The organism is Microbacterium sp. NPDC057944 (assembly GCF_042887445.1).
Taxonomy (GTDB): Bacteria; Actinomycetota; Actinomycetes; order Actinomycetales; family Microbacteriaceae; genus Microbacterium; species Microbacterium natoriense.
Genome location: NZ_JBHVPJ010000001.1, coordinates 788003 through 801924, shown reverse-complemented (window position 1 = coordinate 801924; position 13922 = coordinate 788003). Strand labels below are relative to the sequence as shown.

Annotated in this window: 17 protein-coding genes; 12 read left to right on the top strand and 5 right to left on the bottom strand. The window is 68.5% G+C overall.

Annotated elements, in window-relative coordinates; translation table 11 throughout:
* Nucleotides 1–40 precede the first annotated feature (40 nt).
* From ACFVRO_RS03585 to ACFVRO_RS03565, 5 genes are all read left to right on the top strand, one after another.
* The gene (locus ACFVRO_RS03585) at nt 41–595 is read left to right on the top strand and encodes a hypothetical protein (protein ID WP_105673442.1); all 555 of its coding nucleotides are present in this window, start codon (nt 41–43) and stop codon (nt 593–595) included.
* Nucleotides 595–882, top strand: coding sequence for a transcriptional regulator (locus ACFVRO_RS03580; RefSeq protein ID WP_105673443.1), 288 nt, complete (start codon nt 595–597; stop codon nt 880–882). Before ACFVRO_RS03585 ends, ACFVRO_RS03580 begins: the two co-directional genes overlap by 1 nt.
* A 132-nt stretch (nt 883–1014) precedes the next feature.
* Nucleotides 1015–1680 carry a response regulator transcription factor gene (locus ACFVRO_RS03575; RefSeq protein WP_386949342.1) on the top strand — a complete coding sequence of 222 codons (666 nt, stop codon included), beginning with the start codon at nt 1015–1017 and terminating at the stop codon, nt 1678–1680.
* A 212-nt stretch (nt 1681–1892) separates the two neighbouring features.
* On the top strand, nt 1893–2648 hold the full coding sequence (locus tag ACFVRO_RS03570) for a sensor histidine kinase (RefSeq protein WP_386949339.1): 756 nt from the start codon (nt 1893–1895) through the stop codon (nt 2646–2648).
* A gap of 13 nt (nt 2649–2661) precedes the next feature.
* Nucleotides 2662–2919, top strand: a complete 258-nt coding sequence (locus ACFVRO_RS03565; RefSeq protein ID WP_386949337.1) for a hypothetical protein — start codon at nt 2662–2664, stop codon at nt 2917–2919.
* A gap of 56 nt (nt 2920–2975) precedes the next feature.
* Here the strand turns inward: ACFVRO_RS03565 and ACFVRO_RS03560 are convergent, their stop codons facing one another.
* Nucleotides 2976–3650: a phosphatase PAP2 family protein gene (locus ACFVRO_RS03560; RefSeq protein ID WP_386949334.1), complete on the bottom strand. Its 675-nt coding sequence runs from the start codon at nt 3648–3650 to the stop codon at nt 2976–2978.
* 164 nt (nt 3651–3814) lie between these two features.
* On the opposite strand from ACFVRO_RS03560, the gene ACFVRO_RS03555 reads away from it, so the two are divergent.
* From ACFVRO_RS03555 to ACFVRO_RS03540, 4 genes are all read left to right on the top strand, one after another.
* Nucleotides 3815–4633 carry a hypothetical protein gene (locus ACFVRO_RS03555; protein ID WP_386949331.1) on the top strand — a complete coding sequence of 273 codons (819 nt, stop codon included), beginning with the start codon at nt 3815–3817 and terminating at the stop codon, nt 4631–4633.
* 24 nt (nt 4634–4657) lie between these two features.
* A complete protein-coding gene (locus tag ACFVRO_RS03550; protein WP_386949328.1) occupies nt 4658–5338 on the top strand; it encodes a response regulator transcription factor in 681 nt (226 codons plus the stop codon).
* Nucleotides 5335–6690, top strand: coding sequence for a sensor histidine kinase (locus tag ACFVRO_RS03545; protein WP_386949326.1), 1356 nt, complete (start codon nt 5335–5337; stop codon nt 6688–6690). Before ACFVRO_RS03550 ends, ACFVRO_RS03545 begins: the two co-directional genes overlap by 4 nt.
* 187 nt (nt 6691–6877) lie before the next feature.
* A complete protein-coding gene (locus ACFVRO_RS03540) occupies nt 6878–8080 on the top strand; it encodes a Fic family protein (protein ID WP_386949323.1) in 1203 nt (400 codons plus the stop codon).
* On the opposite strand, the gene ACFVRO_RS03535 is transcribed toward ACFVRO_RS03540, so the two are convergent.
* Nucleotides 8062–8409, bottom strand: a complete 348-nt coding sequence (locus tag ACFVRO_RS03535; RefSeq protein WP_386949321.1) for an iron chaperone — start codon at nt 8407–8409, stop codon at nt 8062–8064. The genes ACFVRO_RS03540 and ACFVRO_RS03535 overlap by 19 nt on opposite strands.
* Nucleotides 8410–8482: 73 nt before the next feature.
* On the opposite strand from ACFVRO_RS03535, the gene ACFVRO_RS03530 reads away from it, so the two are divergent.
* The 3 genes from ACFVRO_RS03530 to ACFVRO_RS03520 all read left to right on the top strand — a co-directional run bounded on the left by ACFVRO_RS03530 (nt 8483) and on the right by ACFVRO_RS03520 (nt 10529).
* Complete coding sequence (locus tag ACFVRO_RS03530) at nt 8483–9322, top strand: SGNH/GDSL hydrolase family protein (protein ID WP_386949318.1); 840 nt, start codon at nt 8483–8485, stop codon at nt 9320–9322.
* 95 nt (nt 9323–9417) lie between these two features.
* The gene (locus ACFVRO_RS03525; protein WP_386949315.1) at nt 9418–10098 is read left to right on the top strand and encodes a YoaK family protein; all 681 of its coding nucleotides are present in this window, start codon (nt 9418–9420) and stop codon (nt 10096–10098) included.
* A complete protein-coding gene (locus ACFVRO_RS03520) occupies nt 10095–10529 on the top strand; it encodes a DUF3995 domain-containing protein (protein ID WP_386949313.1) in 435 nt (144 codons plus the stop codon). The genes ACFVRO_RS03525 and ACFVRO_RS03520 overlap by 4 nt, the downstream gene beginning before the upstream one ends.
* A 1-nt stretch (nt 10530) precedes the next feature.
* Here ACFVRO_RS03520 and ACFVRO_RS03515 read toward each other — a convergent pair whose 3' ends face one another.
* From ACFVRO_RS03515 to ACFVRO_RS03505, 3 genes are all read right to left on the bottom strand, one after another.
* A complete protein-coding gene (locus tag ACFVRO_RS03515; RefSeq protein ID WP_386949311.1) occupies nt 10531–10920 on the bottom strand; it encodes a hypothetical protein in 390 nt (129 codons plus the stop codon).
* A gap of 73 nt (nt 10921–10993) precedes the next feature.
* Nucleotides 10994–11998 carry a hypothetical protein gene (locus tag ACFVRO_RS03510; protein WP_386949308.1) on the bottom strand — a complete coding sequence of 335 codons (1005 nt, stop codon included), beginning with the start codon at nt 11996–11998 and terminating at the stop codon, nt 10994–10996.
* Between the two features lie 7 nt (nt 11999–12005).
* Nucleotides 12006–13850, bottom strand: a complete 1845-nt coding sequence (locus ACFVRO_RS03505) for a substrate-binding domain-containing protein (protein ID WP_386949305.1) — start codon at nt 13848–13850, stop codon at nt 12006–12008.
* Nucleotides 13851–13922 lie beyond the last annotated feature (72 nt).

Here is a 13922-nt window from a genome sequence, read left to right as displayed (position 1 = left end):
CTACTTGACGATATGGAAAGTTCGGAGCATACTTTCCAATATGGAAAGCAAAAGCGACGACCCGACGCCGGAACAGGCCCTCGGACAGCTGGCGGATGCCGAGGCATCCCGCACCGCGTTGGCGAACCGCCTCGTGCTCCCCCCGTTCCTCCTCCTCGCCCTCGGTTCGGCGATCGCCGTGCAGATCGCCTCGACCGCCGTGGTGTGGACGAGCAGGGGCTACTGGTTCACGATCGCCGGAGCGCTGCTCTACGTGGCCGTCGCGCTCCTGCAGCTCCGCCGCTTCCGCCGGGTGAACGGCGTGACCGTCGGCGGCTTCGCCAGCAGGGTCGTCGGAGGCACGGCCACCGAGGCGACGATGTCGTACCTCCTGGCGCTGGCCGGAGCGATGTGGGCAGGATTCGCCGGAGTCTGGTGGCTGGTGCCGGTGTGCGCGCTCGCCGGGGGCGTCGGCTTCGCGCTCAGCGGGGCGCGCTGGGTGCGCATGTACCGCGCCGACCCCGCAGAGCACGCCCGCGGCGAATCCGTCGCGTTCCTTCTCGTCCTCGGCGTCCTCGCAGCGTGCGGCATCGCCCTCCTCTTCCTCAACCACTGATGGTCGAGCTGAACCCGGCGCTGCAGTCGCCGATCCGACTGAAGCTGACGACCATGCTCACCGGCGTGAGCGAGATCGAGTTCGTGACGCTGCGGGACCACCTGGACGTGAGCGACTCCGTGCTCTCCAAGCACATCAGCGCGCTCGCCGCCGAGAGGTACGTGAAGAGCCGCAAGGCTGTCCTCGACAGTCGCCGCACCACCTGGATCTCCCTCACGACGGAGGGGCGGAAGGCGCTGAGCGCGCATGTCGCCGCGCTGCGGGAGCTGATCGCCGGAGTCGAGTAGCGGCGGTCGTCGTCGGAGCCGATCGGTCCGACGACACTGAAGGGACTCTCAGAGATCGGGGCCCGGCTGACCGCGATGTGTCCAGAGAGACCCGCGATCATCGACACGGAGGTGGCGATGAGGATCCTGGTCGTGGAAGATGACGAACGCGTCGGTCGTACGGTCGTACAGCTGCTGCGCGAGGCCGGCTACGCAGTCGACCTCGAGTCGGATGGCGCGGCCGGCCTCATCGCGTTCGAACTTGAACCGGTGGATGCGGCGATCCTCGACGTGCGGCTGCCCGGGTTGGCCGGGGGCGGGGTCGAGTTGTGCCGCAGCATCCGATCGCTCTCCACAGAGGTGCCGATCCTCATGCTCACGGCGATCGCCGCTCGAGCGACGATCGTCGAATGCCTCGATGCGGGTGCGGACGACTACCTGGTCAAGCCGTTCCACGTCGACGAGCTCCTCGCGCGGGTCCGCGCGCTCCTGCGACGCGCCCCCACGGCGCTTCCCCCGCAGGTGCGCGTGGGCTCGCTGATCCTCGACCCCAGTCGGCATTCGGTGGAGCGGCTCGGGCGCACGATCCCCCTCACCCCCAAGGAGTTCTCGGTCCTGGAGTATCTGATGCGGCGCCCCGACGCGATCGTGTCGACCGGCGAGCTCATCGATCACGCGTGGGACCGCAACTACGAGGGCTACAGCAACGTGGTGCCCACCTACATCCGGTATCTGCGTCGCAAGCTCGCGGTGCAGGGCGCGCCCGACCCGATCGTCACGCACCGTGGCGCAGGCTACTGCGTTCCGAGCGACGTCTGATGATCGTCAGAAGGGCCCGATGGCGGCTCACCATCGGCTTCACCACCGTTCAGCTGCTCACCTTCGCCCTGTTCGCCTGGGGCGTGTACGCCTTCGCGATCACGGCGTTCGATTTCGACGGCGTCGCAGACGGGGGAGGGACATCTACGGCTGAGGCGGGTTTCGCCACGCTCCGGACGGCTCTGATCGTCGCTTTCAGCGGACTGTGTGTGGTGGCGCCGTTCACGAGCTGGCTACTCGCGGGTCTCGCGATGCGGCCCGTGGCATCGACACTGGCTGCGCAACGACGCTTCGTCGACGACGCGTCCCATGAACTGCGCACACCCCTGACCGCCATCCAGGGACAGCTTGAGCTGATCCTCACTCGACCGCGGACGGTGAGCGAGTACCGGGAGGCGTGTGCGACCGCGCTGGAGGCCGCGCACTCGCTGGCGTCCATCGCCGACGATCTGATCCTCGCCGCAGACGGCGGTCATGATCGCACGGCTGATGCCGTCGTTGAGCTGGGAGATGCGCTTCACCGGGTGCGAGGACTTCTTGCGGCTCCTGACCGAGTCGTGGTGACGCAACAGCGCCGCGTGGTGGTCGCGGGTCTGCCGTCGACCGTCGAGCGGGTCCTGCTGAACCTTCTGGTCAACGCGGAGAAGTACTCGGATACGGATGTCGACGTGCGCATTCGCGCTGCCGGCGGGTGGGGCGAGGTCGTGGTCCGGGATGCAGGGAAGGGCATGACGCGCGCGCAGGTGCGTCGGGCTTTCGACCGGTTCTGGCAAGCGGATCCCTCGCGCGCGGGCGAGGGCAGCGGATTGGGCCTGTCGATCGTCAGAGAGATCGTCACCTCCCTGGGCGGGCGTGTGTCCCTGACGTCGGTGCCCGACGTGGGAACGAACGTGCGAGTGCGCCTTCCGCTCTCACGCTCATCTCACGCGGACCTCCGTAACGTCGGCGAGACCGAAGTCCCCACGTGAAAGGAAACAGGACATGGAGAAGAAGAAGCTCAAGATGACCGTCGGCGGAGGGCTCGCGGTGCTCGCGCTCGCCGCAGCACTCGGAGTGGGCGTGCCCGCTCTTGCGCAGGCGTCGACTCCGTCACCGAGCGGGGGCACCACACAGGTCGCGACGAACGACGGTGAGACGGCCGACGACCAGGGTGTCGAAGACGGCACGAACGACGGCGAGACGGCCGACGACCAGGGTGTCGAAGACGGCACGAACGACGGCGAGACGGCCGACGACTGACGTCGTGCGCGGAGAGCTCCGACACGGCTGGGTCGGAGCTCTCCGACCCAGCCGTGTCAGTGGACGGGAAGGAGGCGTGCCTCTCTTCGTTTCTGCAGTCGGCCCTCCGCGGTCACCACCAGCCATCGCGCGAGCAGGGCGACCGAGGCGCCGAGGATCCCGCCGGCGATGACGTCGCTGAGCCAGTGCGCCTCGAGGAACGTGCGGCTCCATGCCATCAGCACGATCCAGGTGATCGCGGGCGCCCAGAACCGATGTCCGATCAGGAGGGCGAGCGTCACGGCGAGCGTGGCCGCCGCGGCGGTGTGCCCGGAGGGGAACGAGGTGACGTCGACATCGGAGAGCGAGTCCGCGGGGCGGGGACGCGCGATCACGACCTTGATCGCTGCGGTGACGGTCTCGGAGACCGCCATCGCGACCGCGAGAGTGATCGCGCTGCGGAACCGCCGGGCGATCAGGAGGGCGGTGATGAGCACGACGGTGACCCCGATCACGATGCCGACGCCGCCGATGAGATCGAATGCCTCGGCGACGCGGATCCCGGCATCCGTCCGCCAGCCTCGTTGGAGGTCGTGCCACCAGGAGTCGAGCGGAGATGGGCCGTTGCCGGAGCTGCGGATGACGATCCCCAGCGCGAGCACCCCGGCGATGCCGAGCAGACCCAGCAGTCCGAGGTTGCGGATGGAGGTCGCCCGCGTCGGTGACGGCGGGTTATCTGTGGTGCGGAGCATCCCCTCACACTGGCCCCCCGACATCCGAGCGATCCCGGTATCGGCCGTCAGCGCGTGAAAATGCTCTCAGGATCACCGAGGTCCGCACCTTCTCTGAAAGAACGCTCACCCCGCGGTGTTCTCCAAGGGGGTGAACGTCAAGGATCCGCCGAGAGTCTGTGGCCATGACGAATCCACTCCCCGAGCACGTCCGCACCATCCTGTTCAACAGGGTGCCGGAGGTCACGTTCGCCTTCTGGGTGATCAAGATCCTCTCGACCACGACAGGCGAGACCTTCGCCGACTACCTCAACGCCGATCTCGGGTGGGGGCTCAGCCTCACGACGGCCGTGATGGGCGCGCTGCTCGTCGCGGCGTTGATCGCCCAGTTCGCCACGAAGCGCTACAACTCCGGCGTGTACTGGACGGTCGTCGTGCTGATCAGCATCGTCGGCACGCTGCTCACCGACAACCTCACCGATGTCCTCGGTGTCGAGCTGTGGGTCAGCACTCTCATCTTCACCCTCGTGCTCGGGATCACCTTCGGCATCTGGTTCGCCCGCGAGCACACGCTGTCGATCCACACGATCTTCACGCGTCGCCGCGAGGCCTTCTACTGGATCGCGATCCTCTTCACCTTCGCGCTGGGCACCGCCGCCGGCGACCTCATCTCCGAGGGGCTGGGGCTCGGCTACCTGTTCGGGACGATCCTGTTCAGCGCCCTGATCGGCGTCATCGCGATCGCGCGGTTCGCGTTCAAGGCCAACGTGGTGTTCTGCTTCTGGGCCGCGTACATCCTCACCCGCCCGCTCGGCGCGTCCATCGGCGATCTCCTCTCGCAGGCCCCGGCCGACGGGGGCATGGGGGTGGGCACCACGATCACGAGCGTCGTCTTCCTGGCGGTCATCGTCGCGGTCGCGGCCTATCTCGGCAGCACGGTGAACCGGCAGCGGCGGGAGGCGACCGCGCTGATCGAGGACGCCCGGCTCGTCGACGCGGCATAGGATCGCCGCAGGGAGGTCGAGCTGGTGGCACTGCGCATCCTCACGGTCGAAGACGAACCGGAGATGGCGGATCTCATCGCCCGCGGACTCCGCGGCGAGGGATACGTCGTCGACGTCGCCGAAGACGGGGTGCACGCGATGGCCCTCGCGAAGGATGCCGGTTACGACATCGCGATCCTCGATGTGATGCTGCCCGGCATGTCGGGTTTCGAGCTGTGCCGTTGGCTGCGTCGCCAGCATGAGGGACTGGCGATCATCCTCCTCACCGCGCGCGACGCGGTCGACGACAGGGTGAAGGGGCTGGATGCCGGGGCCGACGACTACCTCACCAAGCCGTTCGAGTTCGTCGAGCTGGCCGCTCGGCTGCGGGCGCTCCGCCGTCGCGACGCGATCGGGGCGACCCGGATGGAGGTCGGCGGCCTGCACATCGACATGACGAGGCATCGGATCTCGACGGAGCAGGGAGAGCTGAGCCTGAGCCGGACCGAGTTCGACCTCCTCCGACTGCTCGCCGCGAACGTCGGGGCGGTGATGCCGCGGGCCGCGATCCTCGACTCGATCTGGGGATCGACCGACTACATCGATCCCAACATCGTCGATCAGTACGTCAGCTACATCCGCCGCAAGCTCGATGCGGTCGGTGCGCCCGTGCGCATCGCGACGGCGCGCGGCGTCGGGTTCCAGCTGATCGCGGGTGAGACGTGAACCTCTCACGGCTGACGATCCGCGTCCGGATCACCGGCGGCAGTCTGCTGATCGCGATCCTCATCTCCGTCGTCGCCGGGATCATCGTCTACTCCCAGGTCGCACGGATCGTCGGCGAGGGTCAGGTGCGTCTGCTGGAGGGCGTCGAGGGCCAGTACGTCACCGCCATCACCACGGGCGACACGGAGGAGATGGATCTCCCGGGGCCCGGTCAGTTCGTCGCCGTCATCGACCCGTCCGGGGCGGTCGGAGTCGACACCCTGCCCGACGGGCTCTCCGGTCGAGCGGAGGAGTTCGCGGCAGGGCCGGATGGCCACACGACCGTCGGCAGCTACGTCGTGCGCGCGACCACCGTGACCGCCGGGGCCGGCGAGTGGCACGTCATCACCGCGACGGACAGCAATGCGCAGGTGCTGAACGAGGTGGCCGCGCTGCTCATCGCCAGCATCGCCGTCATCAACATCGCCTTCGGAGCGGCATCCTGGCTGATCGGCTCCGCGGCACTCAGCCCGGTCTCCCGTCTGAGGCGCAGCGCGGCGGCGCTCATCGCCGAACCCGGCGCCGACCTGCTGCCCGTCGGGCCCGCGAGAGACGAGATCGCTGAGCTCGCCGAGACGCTGAACGAACTGGTCGTGCAGCTGCGATCGTCGGCCGAGCGGGAGCGGCAGATCGTGTCCGACGCGAGTCACGAGTTCCGCACCCCGCTGGCGATCATCCAGACGAGACTGGAGCTCGCGCAGCGCGAGGCGACGAGCCTGGAGGACATGAGGCGCGACGTCGCCGCCGCGCAGCAGACGGTGGCGAGGCTCACGTCTCTCGCGACCTCGCTTCTGGAGCTCTCCCGCATCGATGCGCAGCAGACGGCGGGCAGTGCGAGCGTCGATCGCCTGGCGGAGGAGATGGCGGATGCCGCTGATCGCTGGCGCCTCCGGGTGGCCGACCGCGCCATCCGCGTCGACTACGCGGACGAGACCGCGCGCCCCACGGCGCTCGTCGCGGTGAGCGTCGAGGACTTCGGGCGCCTGTGCGACAACCTCATCGGAAACGCCGTGAACGCGATCGGGCGCGAAGGGGCCATCGAACTGGTCCTCTCGGACGACGGCGGCGGGGTCGTCCTCTCGGTGTCCGACGACGGCGGCGGCATGGATGCGGGGTTCGCTCCGTCTGCCCTCGACCGCTTCGCCCGGCAGAGCGACGCCCGCACCCGAGGCGGGGCGGGTCTCGGCCTCTCGATCGTGGCTGGGATCGCGGCGAACGCCTCAGGCCGGGTGTCTCTCGTCAACACGCCTGGTGAGGGTCTGCGGGTCGACGTGCACCTGGCGCTGGCCCACGACGCGGCGCCGCGGCACTGACGGCTCGACTCGACCGCCGGATTCAGCGTCGGATGATCTGATCGCGTCGGAACAGCACGAGGTCGCGCACGACATCGTCGGGGAGAGCTGGCGGTGTCGAGCGCGAGACTGCATATAAACCGGAATAGCGGGATCACTATTCCGGTTTTCACTTGCAAAACCGGAGTAGTGAGCGGACAATTCTGACGTGATCCTCTTTCCGGACGGTGGGTGGCCACCCCATGGCGTCGAGACCCTGCCGTGGCGGCAGCAGATGCGAGGGGGGACTCGCGAGGACCGGATGCTGCAGACCGTGGACGCCACCGTCCCTCCGCTCATCGCTGACGTCGACTACGAGCCGGCACTCGAGATCATCACGGCCTCGGAAGAGGCCCTCCTCGCCGTCGCGCAAGCGGACGCGGGAGCATCCAGACGTTCATCCGCCCTGAGCAGGTTCCTGATCCGCACAGAGTCCGTTGCGTCGTCCAAGATCGAGAGGATCACTGCCAGCGCTGAGGATTTCGCACGAGCCATCGCCGGAAACCGGGGCAACTCGTCCGCCGTGAGCATGGTCGCAGCGAGCAGAGCGCTGCATCAGATGGTGACGGCGGTGGGCGAGCGCGGTGTCTTCGAGAGTGGTGACCTCCTCGATGCTCACCACTCGCTGATGCAGGATGATCCTCTCGAGGCGAGGTACGCCGGACGAGTTCGCGACATGCAGAACTGGGTCGGCGGTTCCGATCACTCGCCCAGAGACGCACTGCACATCCCGCCCGCGCCGGAGAGAGTCTCCGCGCTGCTCGACGACCTTCTCGCTTATCTGAATCGCGACGATGTCCCGGTCCTCGTGCAGGCGTCGATCGCCCATGCACAGTTCGAGTCGATCCACCCGTTCACTGACGGGAACGGACGCATCGGGAGAGCGCTGGTCTCGGCATCATTGCGGCGGCGAGGGGCTATTCGCAACGGAGTGATCCCCATGGCCTCAGGAATCCTTGCCAGGCAGGGTGACTATTTCGCCGCACTCGGGGAGTATCGCAGCGGAGATCCGGCGCCTCTCATCGCTCTGTTCGTCCGGTCGGCGCACGCGGCTGCCATAGAGACGGCGGCATCTGTCGAGAGGATCCAGTCGTTCCCGGAGGAGTGGAGCGCCGGGGTGAGGCCGCGAAGAGGGTCTGCTGCTGCGACACTCTTGCTGGCGTTCTTCGACAACCCGGTCCTGAACGCGGCCGAGATCGAGCGGCTCTCCGGCGCCAAGACCGCGCAGGCATACGCCGCGATCGATCGCCTCGCCGAGGCAGGTGTCATCCGAGAGATCACGGGACGCAAGCGTGACAGGGTATGGGGCGCTGCGGATCTGCTCGCCGAGCTCGACGATCTCGACCGTCGGATTCAGCGTCGGATGATCTGATCGCGTCGGAACAGCACGAGGTCGCGAACGACGTCGTCGGGGAGAGGATGCTCGAGCGTGAAGCGGATCGTGCCGGTGCTGACGTCGAAGCCGTCCAGTCGCGGTCGCACGGCGGCCACGGCATCCGCGCTGAAGGGATACACGCCCAGGTGGGTCTTCGTGCGCATCACCGAGAGCAGCGCCTTGCCGTCGAGCAGCAGCGCGGGCATCCGGTATCCGCTGCCCTGCTCGGCGTCGGGCACGGCATCCGTCGCGATGCGGTAGACCCGGGCGATCGCCGACCTGTCGGCGTCGGCGAGGGTCGCGAGGTAGTCGTCGATGGTTCCCATCGACACATGATGGCACCCCGGCAGAGCGGCCGGTGGATGAGCGCCGTAATTAGTTCTGTGCTATGAATGATTCATGACACAGACTCACACCTCCCGCGCCGCCGTGCTCGCGAAGCTCGTCCGCTTCGAGCGCCCCGAGCTGTCCCTCCCCTATGCGGGCGGGATGGATGCCGCCACCAGAGCCGCCGTCTTCGGCGCGACCCTCGACGAGTACGACACGGCGGTCGGGGAGCTCGCCCAGCGGCGCGACGCTGCGGTCCAGCGCCTCGCGCAGCGGGATGACGTGCGGGAGATCCTCGCCGACCCTCCGTTCGCCGCGGGGCAGACCGTCGTCGCGATCGGCGAGAGCACGACGGCCGACCGCGAGTCGTGGTTCGAGCTGATCGGGGCACTGTTCGGCGCCGAGCGCCCCGATCTCGGTCTCCGCTTCGTGAACCTCGCGGTGTCGGGCTCGACGACGACCCAGCTCCTCGGCGGCCTCGGCATGCTCCGCCGGGTGGACCCGTCGATCGTGTTCTGCATGATCGGCGCCAACGACGCCCGCCGCACGGGAGGCTCCCACGCTGCTCGCCTGGTCAGCGCCGAGGAGACCCGACGCAACCTCGCGTTGATCCGCGATGCCGCTGCGGGAACGCCGCGGGTGTGGCTGGCGCCCGTCCCGGTCGATGAGGACGCGATCGCCCGCTACCCGTACTTCGGCGGGGCGGGGATCCACTGGACCGAGCACGACAGGAGCGACACCGCCCGCGCGATCGCGGACGTCGCCGCATCCGACCCGGTGATCGACCCGGCGGATGCCGAGCAGCCGATCGCCCTCCTCGACGACGGCGTGCACCCCAGCGCCGGTGGTCAGTTCGAGATCGCCGTGCACGTCCTGCGGACGCTCGGTGCGGGAGGGGCGCCGCGGCTCTGACCGAGGCCTCCTTCTGCTGCACTCGGCCGCCCGGCTTGCTCTCGACCGATGATCGTGAGCACTATGAGGAGGTCAGCAGGGCGGAGGGACGGTCGGTGAAGGATGTCTCGCGGCGCGGCCTGGCGCTCACGCTGCTGCTCGGACTCATCGCGGGGTACATCGACGCGATCGGCTTCATCGAGACCGGCGGGCTGTTCGTCTCATTCATGAGCGGCAACTCGACCCAGGCCGGCGCCGAGCTGTGGGCGCAGGGTGCAGCGAGTGCACTGCTGCCGCTCGGGCTCGTCGCGGCGTTCATCATCGGGGTCGCGGCGGGAGCTCTGTCACGAGGACCGGTCCGCACGAGGCGGTGGCGCGTGATCGCGGGGGCGGCGGGCGCCGTGGCGATCTGCGGCATCGTGGGTCTCCTGCAGCCCGACGCCTTCTGGAGGTTCGCGCTGCTCGCCGCCGCCATGGGCGCGCTGAACACGCTGTATCTGTCGGAGGGCCGTGCACGCATCGCCATCACCTACGCCACGGGCACCCTCGTCAGCCTCGGCGTAGCACTCGCCGACCTGATCACGGGGCGTTCACGGACCGCATGGCGACGGCCTCTCCTGCTGTGGGGCTCCCTCGCCGCCGGCGCCGTCGTGGGCGCGGGCGTGGAGCGACTGCTCCACGGGTGGGCGCTCCTCGTCGCGGCCGGTGCTCTCGGCATCCTCGCCGTCGCGGTGGGAGCCGTCAGGGAACGGTCCGTCCGCCCTCTGAGCACCCCCGGCGATACGCTCGACGGGTGAGCGTTATCAGGGGTGCCGCACGACTCGTGAGCTGGACCGGATTGACGGCGGTCGGCGGTCTGCATCTCATCTGGGCGTCGGGATCGAGCTGGCCGGCGAAGAACCGCAGACGGCTCGCCTCCGCCACCGTCGGCAACGCGGCCGCGATGCCGGATGCCGCCGCGACGGCTGTCGTCGCAGGCGCCGCGCTCGCCGGCGGTGCCGTCTCGGCCGGAGCGCTGGGCGAGGGGCGCATGGCGGTCGTCGTGCGTCGGCTGATCGCGACGGCTCTGCTCGCGCGCGCCATCGTCGGAGGCGAGGTCGCCCTGAAGGCGCTCGGTCTTCCTCCCGCCGACAAGCGGTTCCGGGAGCTCGACAAGCGGTACTACCGTCCGCTCTGCGCCGTCCTCGGCATCGCGACGCTGATCGGCTCTCGCCGGTCGCGGCGCTGACTCAGCCCGCGGCGGGGGTGTCCGTCGTGTCGCGTCGCGGCAACGGGCCCGTCGACGCGTACGAGCGCGCCTTGCCCCTCTTGCAGATCCAGGTCAGCACGTAGGCGATGACCAGAGCGGCGACGATGTACAGCGTGACCCAGAGGCCGCCCTGCGGGTCGAGAGCGAACTGCACCGACTCGTTCGCCCGCGAGTTGCCGCGGCCTCCGCCGAGCACGAGGAACCAGAAGACCCCGAAGAGCAGCGAGACGACCGTCGCGATCCAGGCGAAGAAGCCGCCGACGGAGTACTTGCGCAGCACCGTGAAGAGCACGGCGAGGACGAGCACCAGCAGGTGACCGCCCACGATGGCGAAGAAGGTGGGGTCGTCGGCGACGGCACTGAGGTCCATGCCCGTCCTCTCTCGTTGCATGTCCGGGATCGGCGAGGTCGCTCGAACGATCTCGCCGACACATTCTTGCAGGTCAGTCGCCAGAGCTCTGCTTGAACTGACGCTCCCAGTCGCGCAGCTCGCTGCGGCCGATCAGCGAGTCCAGCGACACCTGGAAGAGCAGACCCTTGCGGGCGTTGACCTGCTTGATGTTGTCGACGATCTGCGTGGTGACGGCGTTCAGCGCCTCGCGGACCTCCCCGATGCGCTCCTCCGGGTCGTCCCACAGATCGGGACGGGTGAGCAGGTCGAGCAGGTAGTCCCGGTCGAGTGCAGCGACCAGTCGCGCGAGCTTGTCGGAGTACTCGGCCTCCGCCATCGCGCTCTGGTCCTCACCGGCCTTGGCGTCGAGGCGGGCGAACAGCTGCTCGATGTGCGAGGCGAGGGCGTCGATGCTCGCAGCCGTCTCCGCTGCGACCGGATTGCCGGGGACCGCCGCATACGAAGGAGCGAGCTCGCGCAGGCGGCTCACCCGCAGCCGGATGCCGGCGGGCACGGGGTCCGTGTTCACCGGAGGCGATGCGGGTGCGCGGCGCCGCCGGCGGGCGAGGAGCCCGATGGCCGTCCCCGCGGCGGCGATCAGCACGACGCCCCCGATGACGACCGGCATGAGGACGTCGGCGCCGCCTGTGCCGGGGGAGCCCCCTCCGGCCGGGATCTCTGCGGAGATCTCCTGCACGGTCTCGAGCAAGCCGCCCTTGAGGTCGGTGGCCGCTTTGGCATCGTTCTCGTTGGCGATCTTCAGCGCATCGTCCACGACCGAGGACTTCGCGGCGAGGTCCTTGCCGACCGCGACGATCACCGTCGGCTGCGACGCAGCGTCCGACAGCTTGTCCACGATGTATGAGTCATACGGAATGTTCTCGCGCGCTGCATCCGGGAGAACCACGACCACGACGTTCGACGGCACCGAACCGGAGAGCTCCTCCTGCAGGCTCTGCCAGCCCTTCACCTGGTGGTCGACGTACACGTTCGTCGATCCGATGGCATCGATCGCGGGGTCGAGCCAGGGGTTGCCGGTCGCACTGAGCTGGTGCATCTCGACCTCAGAAGTTGTTGATGACGGACGCGAACACGAGGTCGATGCGCTCGGCGTTCGACGCGTCGAAGAGCTGTCCGCCCGTGGCATCCGCGATCCGCTGCAGAGCAGAGGTGTCGGCGCCCTCTCCATACGCGATCGGGAATATACGAACCGGAGCGTCGGATCCGCCCTCCTTCGTGCTCTTCCCGATCTTCGCGATCAGGGAGTCGAGCGACGTGGTGGAGTCGGTGTCCTCGCCGTCGGAGAGCACGACGATCGCGTTGATGCGACCGGGTTCTGCGCGCTTGCTCATCGCCTCGTACGCCGTGAGGATCGCGTCGTACAGCGGGGTGCCGTTGCGCTGGGCGTAGTGCAGGTCATCCAGTGAGGAGTCGAGCTTCTCGCCGTCGGAACCGAGAGCCATCACGTCGCGCAGCACCTGTATGTCATCACCGGCATCCGATGAGACCCCGGTCGTGAACGCCCACACGCCGACCTCGTCGGTCGGACGGAAGTGGTCGAGGGTGGTCTGCGCGCCCTGGATGGCGCCGTCGAGCCGCGAGCGGCCGTCGCCGATCGGATCGTCCATCGAGCCCGAGATGTCGATGAGCTCCAGGACGGACGAGGGCTTGCGTACCTGAGTCCACTGATCGATGGCGGTGGAGATCACGTCGACGTCGGGCTTGGGGAGGGTCACCGCGGGCTGGTCGGGGTCGACGCCGTAGTTGGCGGTGAAGAGCTTGCCCAGCGGCACCGACTCGTCGAGCGGGCGGAAGCCGTACGTCGGCAGGATCTTCTGAGCCTCCGTGGTCTGCAGGAACGCCGCGAACGCCTCGCCCGCGGTGCGCTGCTCCGGAGTCACCCAGTCCGCGCCGAGCACGGTCACCGGGTTGTCCGACCACATCGAGCCCCCGGCCGGGTAGACCGCGACGAGCTTGGTCTTCGGCGGGACCAGGGTCTCACCGGGCTGCACCGTGTGCGAGTCGGGGTTGCCCTGGTTGTAGTTGAGCAGCGACGTCTCCTCGAGGGCGACGGCCGAGACATAGGCGGATCCGTTGGAGCCGTTCTGCGTCTCGTCATAGAGGGTCGACAGCACGTTGCCGGTGGTGTCGCCGTAGTGGATCACGCACTCCTCGAACACGCGCGAGAAGTCGGCCGCAGCATCCACGTCGGCGGACGTCAGGTCGGCGGACTTGCCGGACGCCTCGTACGACTGCATCAGGATCGTCGAGAGCCCCGTGGTCGAGGTGTTCGGGTTGGTCTTGGAGATCTTGAAGGCGCCCCAGATGTCCTTGCCGACGCTGCCCCAGCCGTCCGGATCCTGGCAGAGCTTCGACAGGTCGGTGATGCTGATGGGCGTGTTCGGCCAGCCGAGCGCCTTGGCCATCGGCTCCGGCATGCCGAACACGACGGGCGTGCGCGTGAAGGACTTCGGGTCGCCGACGAGGTTGGCGGAGGCGGCCGCGGCGACGCGGTCGGTCCACACCGTGGATGCCGGCGACCACAGCGTGGGCCACAGGTCGTGGTCGTCGCTCGGCCAGTCGTCTCCCGAGGTGAGATAGCGCGCGGCGTTGCCGGACGAGACGTTGATCGGGCGGACCGTCGCGCACGTGCCGAGCTTCTTGTGCTCGGGCGAGTCCTTGAACGCCGTCGCGAGCGCGTCGAGCATATTGACCTTCTCGGAGGAGGTCGCGATGGTGACGTGGGTGCACCCGTCGTCGGGGAAGCCCTGGCCTTCGCCGTTCGTGCCGCCGCCGTCGTCTCCGCCGAACGAGCAGGCGGAGAGGGTCAGTGCGACGATCGCAGACATGGCGATGACCGCCGGGGTCCGTCGGCCGAGGAATCTTCGTGCGGTGCGAGGCGCGCTCATGGGCCTAGGGTATCCGTAGAATCGCGCACGACGGGGGCCTCCCGCGAGGACGTCGCACGTTCTCTGAATCGA

Coding starts and splice junctions, on each gene's coding strand:
- ACFVRO_RS03530 (WP_386949318.1), top strand. CDS start 8,483: ATGACACAGACTCACACCTCCCGCGCCGCCGTGCTCGCGAAGCTCGTC.
- ACFVRO_RS03585 (WP_105673442.1), top strand. CDS start 41: ATGGAAAGCAAAAGCGACGACCCGACGCCGGAACAGGCCCTCGGACAG.
- ACFVRO_RS03560 (WP_386949334.1), bottom strand. CDS start 3,650: ATGCTCCGCACCACAGATAACCCGCCGTCACCGACGCGGGCGACCTCC.
- ACFVRO_RS03535 (WP_386949321.1), bottom strand. CDS start 8,409: ATGGGAACCATCGACGACTACCTCGCGACCCTCGCCGACGCCGACAGG.
- ACFVRO_RS03565 (WP_386949337.1), top strand. CDS start 2,662: ATGGAGAAGAAGAAGCTCAAGATGACCGTCGGCGGAGGGCTCGCGGTG.
- ACFVRO_RS03510 (WP_386949308.1), bottom strand. CDS start 11,998: ATGCACCAGCTCAGTGCGACCGGCAACCCCTGGCTCGACCCCGCGATC.
- ACFVRO_RS03505 (WP_386949305.1), bottom strand. CDS start 13,850: ATGAGCGCGCCTCGCACCGCACGAAGATTCCTCGGCCGACGGACCCCG.
- ACFVRO_RS03580 (WP_105673443.1), top strand. CDS start 595: ATGGTCGAGCTGAACCCGGCGCTGCAGTCGCCGATCCGACTGAAGCTG.
- ACFVRO_RS03515 (WP_386949311.1), bottom strand. CDS start 10,920: ATGGACCTCAGTGCCGTCGCCGACGACCCCACCTTCTTCGCCATCGTG.
- ACFVRO_RS03555 (WP_386949331.1), top strand. CDS start 3,815: ATGACGAATCCACTCCCCGAGCACGTCCGCACCATCCTGTTCAACAGG.